The organism is Pseudomonas sp. B329 (assembly GCF_023127835.1).
In the GTDB taxonomy this organism is placed as follows: domain Bacteria; phylum Pseudomonadota; class Gammaproteobacteria; order Pseudomonadales; family Pseudomonadaceae; genus Aquipseudomonas; species Aquipseudomonas synxantha_A.
In genome coordinates this window covers 199,448-216,172 of sequence record NZ_SPKP01000022.1, presented here as the reverse complement: position 1 = coordinate 216,172, position 16,725 = coordinate 199,448, and the positions used below count along the sequence as shown (strand labels likewise).

Genomic DNA, 16,725 nt, shown 5'->3' with positions numbered 1-16,725 from the left:
CCCAGAGTGATGCCTCTGCTGTCCTACGACGTTATGGGACGCGGACCTTGCAGTAAATGCGCCAATTCTGACTGGACTTGTAGGTAACGGAGACACAAGGCGCAGTTCGTTGCTGTAGGACGGCAACGCTTACAAATGTGGTCTGTTTCCTATGGCCCTGGCGGATGGAATAACGGCGACGTTGTGAAACGTCGCCGTTATTGATCCTTACTTGCCGCTTACGCTAACGCCGTAGAAGGAGTTCAAGCCAAATGGGCTGATCTTGAAGTCCTGTACGGTATTACGCATGGGTTGATACACCGTCGAGTGCGCGATAGGTGTCATCGGGACTGCATCTTTGAGGATATGTTGCGCCTGCTTGTACAGCTCGGTGCGTTTGGCGACATCCGATGTGGCCTTGGCTTCTTTCACGATGCCGTCGAATTTCTTGTCGCACCACTTGGAGAAGTTGTTGCCCGACAGCGAGTCGCAGCCGAACAGCACGTTCAGCCAGTTGTCCGGGTCACCATTGTCGCCGCTCCAGCCAATGATCATGGCCTGGTTCTCGCCGCCTTTGGAACGCTTGATGTACTCGCCCCATTCGTAGCTGGTGATCTTGACCTTCAGGCCGATCTTGGACCAGTCGTTCTGCAGCATCTCAGCCATCAGCTTGGCGTTCGGGTTGTACGGACGCTGAACCGGCATGGCCCACAGGACGATTTCGGTACCTTCCTTGACGCCGGCTTCCTTGAGCAGCGCCTTGGCTTTCTCTGGGTCGTACTTAGCGTCCTTGATGCTGGTGTCGTAGGACCATTGGGTCGGCGGCATGGCGTTGACGGCCAGTTGGCCGGCGCCCAGGTACACGGAGTCAATGATCTGCTGCTTGTTCACCGCCATGTCCAGCGCCTGGCGTACGCGCAGGTCAGCCAGCGGGTTAGGCTGGTCGCTGCCCTTGACCTTGTCCATGACGTTGTAGGCTACGTAGCCCAAGTTGAAACCGGCCTGGTGCGGCAGCTTCAGGGTCTTGTCTTCGCCCAGCGCCTTGAGGTCGGCCGGACGTGGGAACAGAGTGATCTGGCATTCGTTTTTCTTGAGCTTCTGGATACGCACCGACGGGTCGGTGGTGATAGCGAAGATCAGGTTGTCGATCTTCACGTCTTCAGGTTTCCAGTAGTCCTTGTTGCCGGTGTAACGAATGTTCGAATCTTTCTGGTAGCTCTTGAACACGAACGGGCCAGTACCGACCGGCTTCTGGTTGATGTCGGCGGGTTTGCCTTCCTTCAACAATTGCGCGGCATATTCAGCGGACTGGATCGAAGCGAAGCTCATGGCCAGGTTCTGGATGAAAGCCGCGTCCACAGTGCCAAGGGTGAACTTGACGGTGTGATCATCGACTTTCTCGATGTTCTTGATGTTGGTGTCCATCCCCATGTCCGTGAAGTACGGGAACTCGGTGGGGTAGGCCTTACGGAACGGATCGTCTTTGTTGATCATCCGGTTGAAGGTGAACAGTACGTCGTCAGCCGAGAATTCACGAGTAGGCTTGAAGTACGGGGTGGTGTGGAACTTGACGCCTTCGCGCAGGTGGAAGGTATACGTCAGGCCGTCCGGCGACACATCCCAGCTGGTGGCCAGGCCAGGAACGACGGCGGTGCCGCCACGCTCGAACTGGCTCAGACGGTTGAACATGGTTTCGGCCGAGGCATCGAAGTCTGTTCCGGTGGTGTACTGGCCTGGGTCGAAACCGGCCGGGCTCCCTTCGGAGCAGAACACCAGGTTAGTTGCCGCCAGGGCTACGGGGGCTGCGGCCATAAGGCCAGCGCTCACTAATAACGGAAGGACTGCGTGTTTAAGCATGTTGGCCTCATGATTTGTTGTCATTTTTGGTGGTGAGGGCGACCTCGTGAGTCGGCCTGCGGATACTTATGCAGGCGCCATACCCAATGCAAGATGCTGAACGGTTACGAGCGGTAAACAGTGGTACGAACGTACAGGAATGTCGCAATTATGAAAGTTTTGCCATAAATGCGTCGATTTGATGGTTTTTTTCGGTGCAATGTGCGCACCAAAAAAGCCCAGCCGAGGCGTCTAGCGCACTCGGTTGGGGCGTTGATGTTACTTATCTAGACTCACGCCGTAGAAGGGCGTCAGTCCAAACGGGCTGATCTTGAAGTCGCGCACTTCCTTGCGCAGGGGCTGGAAAACCGTCGAGTTCGCAATAGGCGTTATAGGTACCTGTTCCTTAAGGATTTTCTGCGCCTGTTGATACCACTTGATACGCTGCTCGCGATCATTGCTGACCTTGGCTTGCTGCACCAGTTTGTCGTAGGCCGGGTTACACCATTTGGCATAGTTGCTGCCCTTGACCGCGGCACAACTGTAGAGCACGCCGAGCCAGTTATCCGGGTCGCCGTTATCGCCGGTCCAGCCGTAAATCATTGCGTCGTGTTCGCCATTTTTAGCGCGTTTGATGTACTCGCCCCACTCATAGCTGACGATGTTGGCTTTGATGCCGACCTTGGCCCAATCCTGTTGGATCATTTGTGCGGACATCCGCGCATTGGGGTTGGAGGCGCGTTGCACGGTCATCGCCCACAGATTGATGGTGGTACCTGGTGCAACCCCTGCTTCTTTTAGTAGCAACCGGGCTTTGGTCGGATCGTAGGGGGCATCCTTGATGCCTGGGTCATAAGACCACTGCGCCGGCGGCAATGCGTTCTGCGCCAATTGTCCGGCGCTCTGGTAAACGGCCTTGATGATTGCTGGTTTGTCGATCGCCATGTCCAGCGCCTGGCGCACCTTGAGTTGGTCCAGCGGCGGGTGCGTTACGTTGTAGGCCAGGAAGCCCAGATTGAAACCCGCTTGTTGCAGCACGCGCAGATTGGGATCTTGCTTCATCACGTCGATGTCGGCAGGACGTGGGTAACCGCTGACCTGGCATTCACCGGCCTTTAGTTTTTGCAGGCGCGCAGCGGCGTCCGGGGTGATCGCAAATACCAGGTTATCGAGCTTTACGTCCTCGGGCTTCCAGTATTGTGTGTTGGCCACATACCGGATCTGCGCATCTTTCTGGTAACGCTTGAACACAAACGGCCCGGTGCCGACGGGCTTTTGATTGATCTGCTCGGCCTTGCCCTCTTTCAACAGATGGGCGGCGTATTCGGCCGATTGCACCGAGGCGAAACTCATCGCCAGGTTCTGTACGAATGAAGCATCGACATTGTTCAGGTTGAAACGCACGGTGTGTTCGTCGAGTTTGTCGACGCTCTTGATCGTGGCGTTCAAGCCCATGTCAGTGAAGTAGGGCGATTCGGAGGGGTAGGCCTTGCGAAACGGGCTGTCGGCATCGAGCAAGCGATTGAAGGTGAACAACACATCATCGGCGTTGAAATCACGGGTCGGGGTGAAGAAGTCGGTGGTGTGGAACTTGACGCCATCGCGCAGGTGGAAGGTGTACGTCAGGCCGTCCTTGGATACATCCCAGTTCGTGGCCAGACCCGGTTCTACCTCGGTGCCACCGCGCTTGAACTGAGTCAGACGGTTGAACACGGTTTCGGCGGACGCGTCAAAATCGGTGCCGCTGGTGTACTGGCTGGGATCGAACCCGGCGGGGCTGGCTTCGGAGCAGTAGACCAGGGTGGTTGCGGCCTGGGCCATCGGCATAAAAGCCAGTAGGCTTGCGGCGAGGAGCAGTGGCTTGACGGCGATTCTTTCCATGGAGACCCCTGAAATGGCAGGCAGACCAAAGCTGCCTAAACGAAAACGGCGGTCACCGAGGTTACCGCCGTTCTGGTTACTCAGGTAGGGACATCTGCATCAAAGGGGGCCTTGATTACTGAGGGAGATCATCGGGGATCGAGACTTCCAGTTGAGTTGGAGCGTAATCGTCAATCGTGTAAAGGTCGCCGGACACGTCATTGTTCTCGCGAATGGTGAAGGTTCTGACGGAGGTTGCTTCTAAATCCGGAATCACTTTTGGAACGTGATCGCTGACATCGCTTACAAACCACGTGGTGACGACTTTGACTCGGGCTTCACTGTTTATCGGGTCGTAATCAATAAAGTAAGAAGTATTGCTTGCTGTGACGCCGTAGCCTTCTTTCAAGCTTTGGAGCAACTCCCAATTGGCGGGAAATACTGATCCTTGATGGGCAACCTCGGAGATACGGGATCGCAGTTGTGCATCGGGAATCTCTTTCTCGAATTTCTTTAGACGGCTCAGTCTTGTCGCTTCGGGTGTGTCTGCACTGGCGTCCAACGGCACCTCGATATCGCCGCCTTTCGAGCTTTTGATGACCGTGTAGTTGTTACGATTCAGGTCAGGAAGAAAGTGCTCTGAATAATTGGTCTCGCTCAGAGGCGTAGGAGCCGCTCGCTCCGAGGGCAATACTTCGAACTTCTCCTTGGGGGCCTCCCAGCCAATATTCAGCTTTCTTTTAACAACGCCGTTTTCTTCATAGCCGCGGGTCGATACGGCGTAAGGTCTGGTCTCATCCACTTTCATGAATTGGTCGAATCTGTCGGCTCGTGCCACGGCCTGTTGATCGACATCGGCGAACAGGTCCGAAAAATGGGGGGTCAGATTTTCACTAGGTGTTGGCGATGGTGAGCGCTGCCACGGCCACCTCACCCCCCCATTGGCTGCATTGCGAACCCAGTTTCCGTCACCGGCTGAATGCACGGTCAATACAATCTTTCCGGAGGGATCAATAATCTGCACGTAGTCATTGCTAGGTTTGAAGTTGCTTTTTATTTCATATACGCCAGGGACGCCTGTCCCATCGGTGTAGCGGATAAACCAGCGATCTTCGTCGGTGGCGGTGTTCTTGAGCTGATAGATGCCCTTCTGGTTGTGCGTGGCCTTTTCAATCAACTGCTCGCCGTCAGGGATGGCATATTCGCTGATCATCCCCGCGTGACTGGGCCGCAACGGGTTCACCTGGGGCGTCGAGTGATTTGCAACCGGGTTGGTATCACTCTCGCTCAACGCGTTTGGCGTGCGCACGAGTTCAAGATCGCTAGTGTCCTGACTGAATCGCCAGCTGTAGGGTTTTGCGCTGGGAGCGCCAGGTGTCAAAACCGCCTCCCCAAGTCCGGCTTCCACTCCAATGGGGGCAATCTCGTGCGCCAGTTGCAGGCTGGAAATTACCGCCGCGGCGTTACCTGCGACACGATCATCAGCCGTCTTGCCGTAGAGGCCATCGTGTACGCCGAAGACAATGTTGCCCACATTGCCTACGATCGGTAAGTAACCAAACGTGTTACCCCAAAACTCTTTGGCTGCTTTCCAACTTTGTTGGGAGGCGCCAAAGACCTCGGTTTGATCGGTCCAGCGTGCATTCTTGGCATTTATCGCCTGGTAGTGGGGGGCAATACCGTTTTTAAGGTCGCCAAATTTCAAGTAGTAATCGCTGTCTCGCGATTGTGTGTAATTGAATGTCTCCCGGACCGGTACGGCCTGATCTGTGAACGGGCCTTTTCTTCCTGGAAACGTAGAACGGTTATCCTGAATCAATGCATTGAGTATATACCCGGCCCCTACCCAGTGAGCATCATGACCGCCTTGCCTGTCACGAGCGTTGAAGCGGCTAACCAATTGAGCCTGATTGTTTTTAGCCCAACTGGCAAAGTCGTCATCACCGTGTATTTCACGGGCGGAGCCATTCTTTAAGTCAATCATCAGTCCCTTATTCGGGCGGTGGTCATAATCACCGTGATAATTGATATAAGGAATAAATGCATAACCCTCTAAGGGATAGCCATATATGTTGGGGATTACCGCGTTTCCGTCTTCTTCAAGTGTGCGGACAATGGCGGCCCGCGCAGCGGGGGTTAGGTGTTTGTTACTGGAATTGTCGTCATGCAGACTTTGTAATATTCCTCGCAACACATAGGCATCCGCTTTGCCCGATCGCTTCGCCAGTTGCCCCGAGGCGTCGCGCATGGGCGCCGCTATTTCATTTTCCCAATGGCCTTGGAGTTGGCTACCCAAGGATTCCAGTTCGTGAAGCTTGTTTTTATCTTGCGGGTTGATGTGCATGCCCTGGAAGTTCAACGGGCCGCCCCTTGACACCTTGTCGTGCGCAAGAGCGCCGGCTGCAATCTCCCATGCAAAATAGGTGCGTACCTCCTTGTTGGTTTCCTCCTGGGGCTTGCCCATTCCTACATAGGAGTGGAAGGTCACCGAGATTTTTTCATGGGGATCGTAGCCGGCTGCTAGCAACCCGCCGCTGAAGTAACCTGCGGGTTCAAGAAACAGGCGAGTTTGCTGGAACTTGATATTGCGTTCTGCGTCGCTGCCATTTTCGATGTGTTGAATGTGCGCGACGACTCGACCGGCATAGGCATCGATACGATGCATTCGCTCTTGCTGTGTATAACCCGCGTTTGGCGGAATAACGTTGACTGACCCATAGATGATGCTTTTGGAAGCATCGAGCTCATGGGCGGGTGTAGGCAAGGGGAACGGGGGTTGGTCGAGCAACTTTTTTGGATGTTTTGAAGAGGTTTCTTCTGCCTGCTGCCGGGTTTGCGTTGCGGGCAAATCATCAAGCGCTCGACGCTGGCGATCGTGTGTGGGAGGGAAAGAGGGAACGACGGGTGTGGGAGCGAGAGACGGTGTTATATTCATTATCGACTCACATTAATTATTGGATAAATAACTGCCGTTCATCGAGAAACAAAGAAATCGATATGTGTGATGTTCTGTTGTCAGTACGTCCGTGTGTGGCAAATAACCTGTTCGATGTTCTGATTCAAGATGATGTGCATGGCAACCCTGGGTGGGAAGTTGAGTGTCGTAAGTTCCAGGCCTGCATTCGTAATGTTTGACGAGTGGTGTCGTGAGGGCGAGGTTTAGATAGATTAGAGTAAGGCTGTAGTATCAAGTTACTTGGTGTGTGGTAGCGGTCTGAGTGTTCCGTGGGCGGCAACACCACAGCGTAACCGGTGAAGGTTACGCCGTGTTGGTCTCGCGAAGACTTACGGTAAAACTTCGATCACTCCATCGGCGCTCATGCTCACTTGGCTGGTGCCCGCTTCAACGTCAGGCGTCGGTGCAGAATCTGCCATGGCCGCCTTCATCATCATGCCGCCACGGGCATAAGGCATCGGGTAACCATTGGTGTTGAAGTTCAGATTGACGATCTTGTAACCCTTGCCGCCCAGTGCATCGGTAGCCAGTTGCGCACGGGCCTTGAACGCAGTAACCGCGTCCTTGAGCAACGCATCTTCGCTGGCCTTGCGCGTGGCATCGGCGATGGCGAAGTCCATGTTTTCCATTTTCAGCGTGTTCAACAGCTCGCCGGTGAGCTTGGACAGCGCCGGGAAGTCCGCGCTTTCCAGGCGCAGTTCGGCGCGCTCACGCCAGCCGGTGATCTTCTGGTTCTTGTTGTCGTAGATCGGGTAGCTGTTACGGCTGCCCTGGCGCAGGGTCACGCCTTTGACTTCGCGGGCCTGGCCTAAGGCTGTGTTCATGGTGGTGGTGATTTCAGCGGCAAGCTTGGCCGGGTCGGCGTTTTGCGACTCGGTATAGAGGGTGACGATCATCTTGTCGCGGGCTACTTCCTGGCTGACTTCGGCGCGCAGGGAGATCTGGTTGTAGTTCAGTGCATCGGCGGCCATGGCCGGCAGGCTGGCAATGGCGCTGGCGCTGAGAGTGATGATGGCTGCACTGCGAATGAAACGAGACATGGAAGCTCCTTGAGGTAGTCGTGCTCGGTATGACTGTAGACGCTGGCATAGGGTTCTTCGGGTTTACACATTACCAACAAGTTATGCGGGCGCCGACGAACGGTCATTTAGCCGGCCTGCGTCAAAGAGCCACACGCGCCGTGCCAGCAGGTCCGCTTCGTTTATACTCGTGCCGATCCGCCTGCAGCGCTCATCGGGAGAGCTCATGCTCGCCGCCGTAAAACTGACTTCCGCCACTCGCCAGAACCTCTGGCGCCTGACGTTCATTCGCACCCTGGTATTGGCCGCACAGGCCGGTTCCGTCGGGCTTGCCTATTGGTTCGACCTGCTGCCGCTGCCCTGGCTGCAACTGGCTGTGACCCTGGGTTTTTCCACCGTGTTGTGTGCATTTACCGCCATACGGCTGCGCACCACCTGGCCGGTGACCGAGTTGGAATATGCCCTGCAACTGGCTTGCGACCTGTTTATCCACAGCGTGTTGCTGTACTTCTCCGGTGGGTCCACCAACCCGTTCGTTTCGTATTACCTGGTGCCACTGACCATCGCTGCGGTGACGTTGCCATGGCGCTACTCGGTGGTGCTTTCGGGGATCGCGCTGACGCTGTACACCCTGTTGCTGGCTCAGTTCTACCCATTGCAGACCTTCCCTATCGCCCGGGAAAACCTGCAAATCTACGGGATGTGGTTGAGTTTTGCCCTGTCTGCCGCCGTCATTACCTTTTTCGCCGCACGTATGGCCGAAGAGCTGCGTCGCCAGGAAGAGCTGCGCGCCATTCGCCGTGAAGAGGGCCTGCGTGACCAGCAATTGCTGGCCGTTGCCACCCAGGCTGCCGGTGCCGCCCATGAGTTGGGCACGCCGTTGGCGACCATGAGCGTGCTGCTCAAGGAAATGACCCAGGACCATCACGACCCGGCGCTGCAGGACGACTTGAGTGTGCTGCAGGAGCAGGTCAAGCAATGCAAGCTGACGCTGCAGCAACTGGTACGCGCCGCCGAAGCCAATCGCCGCCTCGCGGTTGAAATGCAGGATGTGACCCAATGGCTCGATGAAGCCCTGAACCGTTGGCACCTGATGCGTCCCGAAGCCAGTTACCGCTTTAATCTGCTGGGCCAAGGCAACGTGCCGCGCCTGGCGCCACCGCCGGACCTGACCCAGGCGCTGCTCAACTTGCTGAACAACGCCGCTGACGCCTGCCCTGAAGGGCTCGGTGTACAGTTGGACTGGGACGCCGAAAACATCACCATCAGCATTCGTGACCACGGCGCGGGCGTGCCGCTGGCCATTGCCGAGCAGATCGGCAAACCCTTCTTTACCACCAAGGGCAAAGGCTTCGGCCTGGGCCTGTTTTTGAGCAAGGCCAGCGTGACCCGCGCGGGCGGCTCAGTGAAGCTCTATAGTCATGAGGAAGGTGGCACGCTCACCGAGCTGCGCCTGCCCCGTGTCGCACGAGGAGATATCGATGAGTGACGAGATCCAAGTCGAAGGCGAAGAACTGCCGCACCTGTTGCTGGTAGATGACGATGCCACCTTTACCCGCGTGATGGCGCGCGCCATGAGCCGTCGCGGTTTTCGCGTCAGCACCGCAGGGTCTGCCGAAGAAGGCCTGACCATCGCCCAGGCCGACCTGCCCGACTACGCCGCCCTCGACCTGAAAATGGACGGCGACTCCGGCCTGGTGCTGCTGCCCAAGCTGCTGGAGCTCGACCCGGAAATGCGCGTGGTGATCCTCACCGGTTATTCCAGCATCGCCACGGCTGTAGAGGCGATCAAGCGCGGCGCCTGCAACTACCTGTGCAAGCCGGCGGACGCCGACGACGTGCTGGCCGCTCTGCTTTCCGAGCACGCCGACCTCGACACCCTGGTACCGGAAAACCCGATGTCGGTGGACCGCCTGCAATGGGAGCATATCCAGCGCGTGCTGACCGAGCACGAAGGCAATATCTCCGCCACTGCCCGTGCTTTAGGCATGCACCGCCGTACCTTGCAGCGCAAGTTGCAGAAGCGCCCGGTACGACGCTGAACGGCGACTGAACAACCTGCTTCAGGCTGCACGGATGCACGAACCGATCACCTATGATCGGTTCAAACGCCTGTGATGTTTTCCCTGCCGAGCCTGAACAATGAATCAGAACGCTGAATATTGCGCGGTCAACGATGCGGTGCGTGGGCAATTCTTCCGCCGAACCTGGGCCATGATCACGCCTTATTGGCGCAGCGAAGAGAAGGGCAGGGCCTGGCTGTTGCTGGCTGCAGTGATTGGCCTGTCGCTGTTCAGCGTGGCGATTTCCGTGTGGATCAATCACTGGTACAAGGATTTCTACAACGCCCTGGAGAAGAAGGACACCGCCGCCTTCTGGCAACTGATAGGTTATTTCGGCGGCATTGCGGCGGTGGCGATTCTCGGCGCGGTCTACCGTCTCTATCTGACCCAGATGCTGACGATCCGCTGGCGCGCCTGGCTCACCGAAAAACACTTCACCCGGTGGCTGGCCCACAAGAATTACTACCAGCTGGAACAGGGTGGTTATACCGACAACCCAGACCAGCGGATTTCCGAAGATCTCAACAACTTCACCTCCGGCACCTTGAGCCTCGGCCTTGGGTTGCTGCGTAATGTGGTCAGCCTGGTGTCGTTCTCGATCATCCTGTGGGGCGTATCGGGCAGCATCGAAGTGTTTGGCATCACCATCCCCGGCTATATGTTCTGGTGCGCGCTGCTGTACGCCACCGTGGGCAGTTGGCTGACGCACCTGATCGGCCGACGCTTGATCGGCCTGAGCAACCAACAGCAACGCTTCGAGGCAGACCTGCGTTTTTCCATGGTGCGGGTGCGTGAGAATGCCGAGAGCATTGCCCTGTACAACGGCGAGCCCAATGAAAGACAACGCCTGAGTACGCGCTTCGGCAAGGTCTGGCACAACTTCTGGGACATCATGAAAGTGTCCAAGCGCCTGACCTTTTTCACCGCCGGCTACAGCCAGATTGCGATCATCTTCCCGTTTATCGTGGCCGCGCCGCGCTACTTCACCGGCAAAATCGAGCTGGGCGAGCTGATGCAAATCAACTCGGCGTTTGGCAACGTGCAGGAAAACTTCAGCTGGTTTATCAACGCCTACTCGGAACTGGCGACATGGCGCGCCACCAGTGATCGCCTGCTGAGTTTCCAGCAAGCCATGAGCGACAACGAGCAGCGAGCCCCGGCCATCGATGTGCGCCCTGACGGCGAGCGCCTGGTGATCACGGATCTGGGCATGGACCTGGCCGACGGCCGTCACCTGCTCACCGACGCCGACATGACCGTGGAGCCTGGCCAGCGCGTGATGCTCAGCGGGCGTTCCGGTAGCGGCAAGAGCACCTTGTTGCGGGCGATGGGCCATCTTTGGCCCGCAGGTCATGGCAGCATTCGGTTGCCGGCGACGCGCTACCTGTTCCTGCCGCAGAAGCCTTACCTGCCGATTGGTACGCTCAAGGCGGTGCTGAGTTATCCACAAGACGACAGCGTCTATCCGGCAGAACGTTATGCACAGGTCCTGCAAACCTGCCGCCTGCCGCACCTGCTCAATCGTCTGGATGAAGCCAACCACTGGCAACGCATGCTTTCGCCGGGTGAGCAACAGCGCCTGGCCTTTGCCCGTGCGTTGTTGTTCGCACCGCAGTGGCTGTATATGGATGAAGCCACTTCGGCGATGGATGAAGAGGATGAGGCAACGTTGTACCAGGCGTTGATCGATCAATTGCCGGGATTGAGCATCGTCAGCGTCGGCCACCGCAGCAGCCTCAAGCGTTTCCATGGGCGGCATGTGCGCATCGAGGGTGGGCGGTTGCAGGAGCAACAACTCACTTGAGCTCATCCTCGGTGAGTGTGGGAGGGGGCTTGCTCCCGATAGCGGTGTGTCAGCCACCTACTTTGGGGCTGACAGACTGCTATCGGGAGCAAGCCCCCTCCCACATTAGGTTCTGCTTTGTCTTGGAGAATGAGACAAAAAAGCCCGGCTGATCATTGATCAGCCGGGCTTTTTTAATGCTCGAAGATGACTTACTTCTTCAAGCCGTAATGCTCATCCAGCATTCCTGGGGCGTTCGGCGTCTTTGGCGCGTAGTCCCGTGGTGGCTCCTGGTTTTCCCGAGGCGGGGTCAGGCGTTCCCGTGGGGTTTGCGGTGCATCGGAATGCAGCGCAGCCAGCAGGCGCTGGCGGGTGATGTCGTCGAGGGCCAGGCGATTAGCGCCTTCGGCGAGGTGATCCTGTACTTCCTGGTAGCTCTGGGTGAGCTTCTTGACCAGGGTCGCGGTGCTGTTGAAGTGGGTAACAACCTCGTTCTGATAACTGTCAAAACGTTCCTGAATGTCATCCAGCTGACGCTGCGTGCGGTTAGGCGCGGCATTCGGCAGCAGGCGGGCAACCAGGAATCCAATGGCGACACCGGCAACCAGGGCAAGAGTCGGCAACAACCAAACTAAGAGCGAGTGTTCCACGAGTCCTTCCTCTATAAACGGCTTTGCTTTACGTTAACGGCTCAAACCTGCGCTGTATACCGCGATTAAGCTCGCAATGATGCCATGCACAGACTTTTAGCTAGACGAGTCGACCCCTTGAGAGGTCACGGAGTTCATCCTTGCTCATGCGTGAAACCCCCGTTTTGATCGATGGCCCGGTGGGCCAATTGGAAGCCTTGTACCTGGATCACCCCGAACCACGTGGCCTGGCGCTGATCTGCCACCCTAACCCGGTGCAGGGTGGGACCATGCTCAATAAAGTGGTGTCGACCCTGCAACGCACTGCGCGCGATGCCGGTTTGATTACTTTGCGTTTCAATTATCGTGGCGTCGGTGCCAGCGCCGGTACACACGATATGGCCAGTGGTGAGGTCGACGATGCCGAAGCGGCCGTCACCTGGCTGCGGGCAAAACATCCCGAACTGCCGATCACCTTGTTGGGTTTTTCCTTCGGTGGCTATGTCGCGGCCAGTCTCGGCGGCCGTTTGGAAGCCAAGGGTGAAAAGCTTGCGCACCTGTTTATGGTGGCTGCCGCCGTGATGCGCCTTGGCGATGCAGATGTGTTGCCCCAAGGCTGCCCGTTGACCCTGATCCAACCGGAAAGCGATGAAGTGGTCGACCCGCAATTGGTCTACGACTGGTCCGCCGCCCTGAAACGCCCCCATGAGTTGCTGAAAGTGGCAGAATGCGGACACTTTTTTCATGGCAAGCTGACCGATCTCAAGGATCTGGTGCTGCCACGCCTTTCGAATTGATGACAAGCGATCACCCATGACGACCCGTACCCGAATCCTCACCGGCATTACCACCACCGGCACGCCGCACCTGGGCAACTACGCCGGTGCGATTCGCCCGGCGATCCTCGCCAGCGAAGACGCGAATGCCGACTCCTTCTACTTCCTGGCCGACTACCACGCGCTGATCAAGTGCGACGACCCGCAGCGCATCCAGCGCTCGCGCATGGAAATCGCTGCGACCTGGCTGGCCGGTGGCCTGGATGTGAACCGTGTGACCTTCTATCGCCAGTCGGACATCCCGGAGATTCCCGAGCTGACCTGGCTGCTGACCTGTGTTGCCGCCAAGGGCCTGCTCAACCGCGCCCATGCGTACAAGGCGTCGGTGGACAAGAACGTGGAAAACGGCGAAGACCCGGATGCGGGCATCAGCATGGGCCTGTACAGCTACCCGGTGCTGATGGCGGCGGACATCCTGATGTTCAACGCACACAAAGTGCCGGTCGGCCGCGACCAGATCCAGCACGTGGAAATGGCCCGCGACATCGGCCAGCGTTTCAACCACTTGTTCGGCAACGGTAAAGAATTCTTCACCATGCCCGAGGCGCTGATCGAAGAAAGCGTCGCCACCTTGCCGGGCCTGGATGGCCGCAAGATGTCCAAGAGCTACGACAACACCATCCCGTTGTTCACCAGCGCCAAGGACATGAAAGACGCGATCTCGCGGATCGTGACCGACTCGCGTGCGCCGGGCGAAGCCAAGGACCCGGACAATTCGCACCTGTTCACCCTGTACCAGGCGTTCGCGACCAAGGCGCAGGAAGAAGAATTCCGTGGCGAGCTGCTGCAAGGCCTGGGCTGGGGCGAGGCGAAGAATCGTCTGTTCCAACTGCTCGATGGCCAACTCGGTGAAGCGCGCGAGCGTTACCACCAACTGATGTCGCGCCCCTCCGATATGGAAGACCTGCTGCTGGTCGGCGCCAAGAAAGCCCGTGCCGTGGCCGCGCCATTCCTCGCCGAGTTGCGTGAGGCGGTGGGCCTGCGTTCGTTCGTCAACCAGGCTGCGGCGCCGGTCGCAACCAAGAAAAAAGCGGCGAAGGCTGCGCGTTTTGTGAGTTTTCGTGAAGACGATGGCAGCTTCCGCTTCCGCCTGCTGGCCGCTGATGGTGAGCAACTGTTGCTGTCGCGCAACTTTGCCGATGGCAAAGCAGCTGGCGCTGTGACCAAACAATTGCAAAGTGGTGATGCGCTGGACGTGCGTGCGCAGGCTCTGAGCTTCAGCGTATGGCTGGACGGCGCCGCCGTGGCTGACAGTGCCGAGTACGCCGATCAAGCATCGCGTGACGCGGCCATCGAAGCCTTGCGCGCTGCGTTGGCCCCAATCGAGGATTAACCCGACCAAGGGTTGATTGCCATTCTCCAGGGCCGTCGTTACAGTGTCGGCCCGTTTTTGTTGCCTTGCTAACGAAATTATGACGCCCCTAGAACGATATCAAGCTGATCTGAAACGCCCTGAATTCTTCCATGACGCAGCCCAGGAAAATGCTGTGCGTCATTTGCAGCGCCTGTACGACGATCTGGTCGCGGCCTCGCAAAGCAAACCAGGGATGTTCAGCAAGCTGTTTGGCAAGAAAGATCACACGCCGGTCAAGGGCCTGTACTTCTGGGGTGGCGTCGGCCGGGGCAAGACTTATCTGGTAGACACCTTCTTTGAAGCGCTGCCATTCAAGGAAAAGGTCCGTACTCACTTCCACCGCTTCATGAAGCGCGTGCACGAAGAGATGAAAACCCTGCCGGGCGAGAAAAACCCGCTGACCATCATCGCCAAGCGCTTCTCCCAAGAAGCGCGGGTGATCTGCTTCGATGAGTTCTTCGTCTCCGACATCACCGACGCCATGATCCTTGGCACGCTGATGGAAGAGCTGTTCAAGAACGGTGTGACCCTGGTTGCCACGTCGAACATCGTGCCTGACGGCCTGTATAAGGACGGCCTGCAGCGTGCGCGCTTCCTGCCGGCCATTGCGCTGATCAAGCAGAACACCGATATCGTCAACGTCGACAGCGGCGTCGATTACCGCCTGCGCCACCTGGAGCAAGCCGAGCTGTTCCACTTCCCGCTGAACCAGGCGGCGCACGACAGCCTGAAAAAAAGCTTCCGCGCCCTGACGCCGGAATGCACCCAGGCGGTGGAAAACGACAAGCTGATGATCGAGAACCGCGAAATCATCGCGTTGCGCACCTGCGATGACGTGGCCTGGTTCGAGTTCCGCCAGCTGTGCGACGGCCCGCGCAGCCAGAACGACTACATTGAGCTGGGCAAGATCTTCCACGCGGTGATCTTGAGCGGCGTCGAGCAGATGGGCGTGACCACCGACGATATTGCGCGGCGGTTTATCAACATGGTCGACGAGTTCTACGACCGTAACGTCAAGTTGATCATCTCGGCGGAAGTCGAGCTCAAGGACCTGTACACCGGCGGCCGCTTGAACTTCGAATTCCAGCGCACCTTGAGTCGCCTGCTTGAAATGCAGTCCCACGAATTCCTCTCGCGCGGCCACAAACCTTAATCAATCTCCAGCTCAATGGAGATCCAATGTGGGAGCCGGGCTTGCCCGCGATGGCGGTGTATCAGTCAACTATAGGCTGGCTGATACACCGCCATCGCAGGCAAGCCAGCTCCCACAGTGGTTTGTGTTGGTCTGAGGTCAGGCAGCCTGTTGGAATTGCTGTCTGTACTGATTCGGCGACAACTCCGTGTGCTGCCTGAACAACCGCGCAAAGAAACTCGCATCGTCGTAACCCACCTCATAACTGATGGTCTTGATGCTCTTGCGGCTGCCTGAGAGCAGGCCCTTTGCCGTCTCGATGCGCAACCGTTGCAGGTAATGCAGCGGCTTGTCACCGGTGGCGGTCTGGAAGCGCCGCATGAAGTTGCGGATGCTCATACCGTGTTCCCGGGCGACGTCTTCGAAGCGGAACTTGTCGGCGAAGTGTTCTTCGAGCCAGTGCTGGATCTGCAGGATGATCACGTCCTGGTGCAGCTTCTGGCCGCCAAAACCGATACGCCCCGGCGAATAGCTGCGCTGCACCTCATAGAGGATGTCGCGGGCCACGGCCTGGGCGATGTTGGCGCCGCAGAAGCGTTCGATCAGGTAGATGTAGAGGTCACAGGCCGAGGTGGTGCCGCCGGCGCAATACAGGTTATCGGCATCGGTCAGGTGCTTGTCCTGGTTGAGCTGCACCTTGGGGAAGCGCTCGCTGAAAGCATTGAAGAACCGCCAGTAGGTGGTCGCCTCCTTGCCATCGAGCAGCCCGGCTTCGGCCAGCCAGAACACCCCGGTGGCTTCACCGCACAGCACGGCGCCGCGGGCATGTTGTTCGCGCAGCCACGGCAACACTTGCGGGTAGCGGGTGCACAGGGCGTCGAAGTCGTCCCAGAAGGCCGGCAGCACGATGATATCGGCATCCTCCAGGCCGCCGTCCACCGGCATGATCACATCGCTGAAGCTGCGCACCGACTGCCCGTCGGGGCTGACCAGGCGCGTATCGAACCCTGGGGTCAAGCCCAGGCCCTGCTGTTTACCGTAACGCAGGCTGGCCAGATGGAAGAAATCCTTGGCTTGCATGAGGGTGGAAGCGAATACCCGATCAATGGCCAAAATGCTGACGCGCCGCAGGGGCGTGGAGATTTGGTTAGACATAATTTCATTTATTCTTATAGGGGAAAGTGGTCACCAGACGGCTGGATCGTCTTATTTTTTGTCGCATGTGTCCAGTGTCCCGTGACGCCATCGGGGCATAGGCTCTGTGGGCTCGTCCTTGTC

The 16,725-nt window shown here is 57.7% G+C and carries 12 protein-coding genes; 6 read left to right on the top strand and 6 right to left on the bottom strand.

All coding sequences use genetic code 11. The features are described from left to right. Positions 1–207 precede the first annotated feature (207 nt). The 4 genes from E4P00_RS14425 to E4P00_RS14410 form a co-directional block, all read right to left on the bottom strand. The gene (locus E4P00_RS14425; RefSeq protein ID WP_248131825.1) at positions 208–1,836 is read right to left on the bottom strand and encodes an ABC transporter substrate-binding protein; all 1,629 of its coding nucleotides are present in this window, start codon (positions 1,834–1,836) and stop codon (positions 208–210) included. A gap of 258 nt (positions 1,837–2,094) precedes the next feature. Then, positions 2,095–3,696 carry an ABC transporter substrate-binding protein gene (locus E4P00_RS14420; RefSeq protein ID WP_248131823.1) on the bottom strand — a complete coding sequence of 534 codons (1,602 nt, stop codon included), beginning with the start codon at positions 3,694–3,696 and terminating at the stop codon, positions 2,095–2,097. Positions 3,697–3,811: 115 nt separating this feature from the next. After that, positions 3,812–6,610, bottom strand: a complete 2,799-nt coding sequence (locus E4P00_RS14415) for a hypothetical protein (RefSeq protein ID WP_248131821.1) — start codon at positions 6,608–6,610, stop codon at positions 3,812–3,814. A 350-nt stretch (positions 6,611–6,960) separates the two neighbouring features. Further along, positions 6,961–7,671 (bottom strand): SIMPL domain-containing protein, encoded by a 711-nt coding sequence (locus E4P00_RS14410; protein WP_032877810.1) that lies wholly within the window; start codon positions 7,669–7,671, stop codon positions 6,961–6,963. A gap of 205 nt (positions 7,672–7,876) precedes the next feature. Here E4P00_RS14410 and E4P00_RS14405 point away from each other — a divergent pair, with 205 nt between their 5' ends. The 3 genes from E4P00_RS14405 (at position 7,877) to E4P00_RS14395 (ending at position 11,517) form a co-directional block, all read left to right on the top strand. Continuing rightward, entirely contained in the window at positions 7,877–9,139 is a 1,263-nt protein-coding gene (locus E4P00_RS14405; RefSeq protein ID WP_005784756.1) for an ATP-binding protein, read from the top strand. Further along, entirely contained in the window at positions 9,132–9,692 is a 561-nt protein-coding gene (locus E4P00_RS14400) for a response regulator transcription factor (protein ID WP_003171731.1), read from the top strand. The genes E4P00_RS14405 and E4P00_RS14400 overlap by 8 nt, the downstream gene beginning before the upstream one ends. A 100-nt stretch (positions 9,693–9,792) precedes the next feature. Next, positions 9,793–11,517, top strand: a complete 1,725-nt coding sequence (locus E4P00_RS14395) for an ABC transporter ATP-binding protein/permease (protein ID WP_248131818.1) — start codon at positions 9,793–9,795, stop codon at positions 11,515–11,517. 191 nt (positions 11,518–11,708) lie between these two features. Here the strand turns inward: E4P00_RS14395 and E4P00_RS14390 are convergent, their stop codons facing one another. Beyond that, positions 11,709–12,146 carry a DUF1043 family protein gene (locus E4P00_RS14390; RefSeq protein WP_005784763.1) on the bottom strand — a complete coding sequence of 146 codons (438 nt, stop codon included), beginning with the start codon at positions 12,144–12,146 and terminating at the stop codon, positions 11,709–11,711. 146 nt (positions 12,147–12,292) lie between these two features. On the opposite strand from E4P00_RS14390, the gene E4P00_RS14385 reads away from it, so the two are divergent. The 3 genes from E4P00_RS14385 (at position 12,293) to zapE (ending at position 15,468) form a co-directional block, all read left to right on the top strand. Next, complete coding sequence (locus E4P00_RS14385) at positions 12,293–12,922, top strand: alpha/beta fold hydrolase (RefSeq protein ID WP_005784765.1); 630 nt, start codon at positions 12,293–12,295, stop codon at positions 12,920–12,922. A 16-nt stretch (positions 12,923–12,938) separates the two neighbouring features. Continuing rightward, complete coding sequence (locus tag E4P00_RS14380) at positions 12,939–14,294, top strand: tryptophan--tRNA ligase (protein WP_248131816.1); 1,356 nt, start codon at positions 12,939–12,941, stop codon at positions 14,292–14,294. Positions 14,295–14,373: 79 nt separating this feature from the next. Next, on the top strand, positions 14,374–15,468 hold the full coding sequence (gene zapE / locus E4P00_RS14375; protein ID WP_005784768.1) for a cell division protein ZapE: 1,095 nt from the start codon (positions 14,374–14,376) through the stop codon (positions 15,466–15,468). 138 nt (positions 15,469–15,606) lie between these two features. On the opposite strand, the gene E4P00_RS14370 is transcribed toward zapE, so the two are convergent. Continuing rightward, the gene (locus E4P00_RS14370; RefSeq protein WP_177327423.1) at positions 15,607–16,503 is read right to left on the bottom strand and encodes a GlxA family transcriptional regulator; all 897 of its coding nucleotides are present in this window, start codon (positions 16,501–16,503) and stop codon (positions 15,607–15,609) included. Positions 16,504–16,725: the final 222 nt, after the last annotated feature.

Bases quoted from the DNA above. Each gene is read 5' to 3' on its own strand.
- E4P00_RS14380 (WP_248131816.1), top strand. From the start codon at position 12,939: ATGACGACCCGTACCCGAATCCTCACCGGCATTACCACCACCGGCACG.
- E4P00_RS14385 (WP_005784765.1), top strand. From the start codon at position 12,293: ATGCGTGAAACCCCCGTTTTGATCGATGGCCCGGTGGGCCAATTGGAA.
- E4P00_RS14395 (WP_248131818.1), top strand. From the start codon at position 9,793: ATGAATCAGAACGCTGAATATTGCGCGGTCAACGATGCGGTGCGTGGG.
- E4P00_RS14405 (WP_005784756.1), top strand. From the start codon at position 7,877: ATGCTCGCCGCCGTAAAACTGACTTCCGCCACTCGCCAGAACCTCTGG.
- E4P00_RS14400 (WP_003171731.1), top strand. From the start codon at position 9,132: ATGAGTGACGAGATCCAAGTCGAAGGCGAAGAACTGCCGCACCTGTTG.
- E4P00_RS14415 (WP_248131821.1), bottom strand. From the start codon at position 6,610: ATGAATATAACACCGTCTCTCGCTCCCACACCCGTCGTTCCCTCTTTC.
- E4P00_RS14425 (WP_248131825.1), bottom strand. From the start codon at position 1,836: ATGCTTAAACACGCAGTCCTTCCGTTATTAGTGAGCGCTGGCCTTATG.
- E4P00_RS14410 (WP_032877810.1), bottom strand. From the start codon at position 7,671: ATGTCTCGTTTCATTCGCAGTGCAGCCATCATCACTCTCAGCGCCAGC.
- zapE (WP_005784768.1), top strand. From the start codon at position 14,374: ATGACGCCCCTAGAACGATATCAAGCTGATCTGAAACGCCCTGAATTC.
- E4P00_RS14420 (WP_248131823.1), bottom strand. From the start codon at position 3,696: ATGGAAAGAATCGCCGTCAAGCCACTGCTCCTCGCCGCAAGCCTACTG.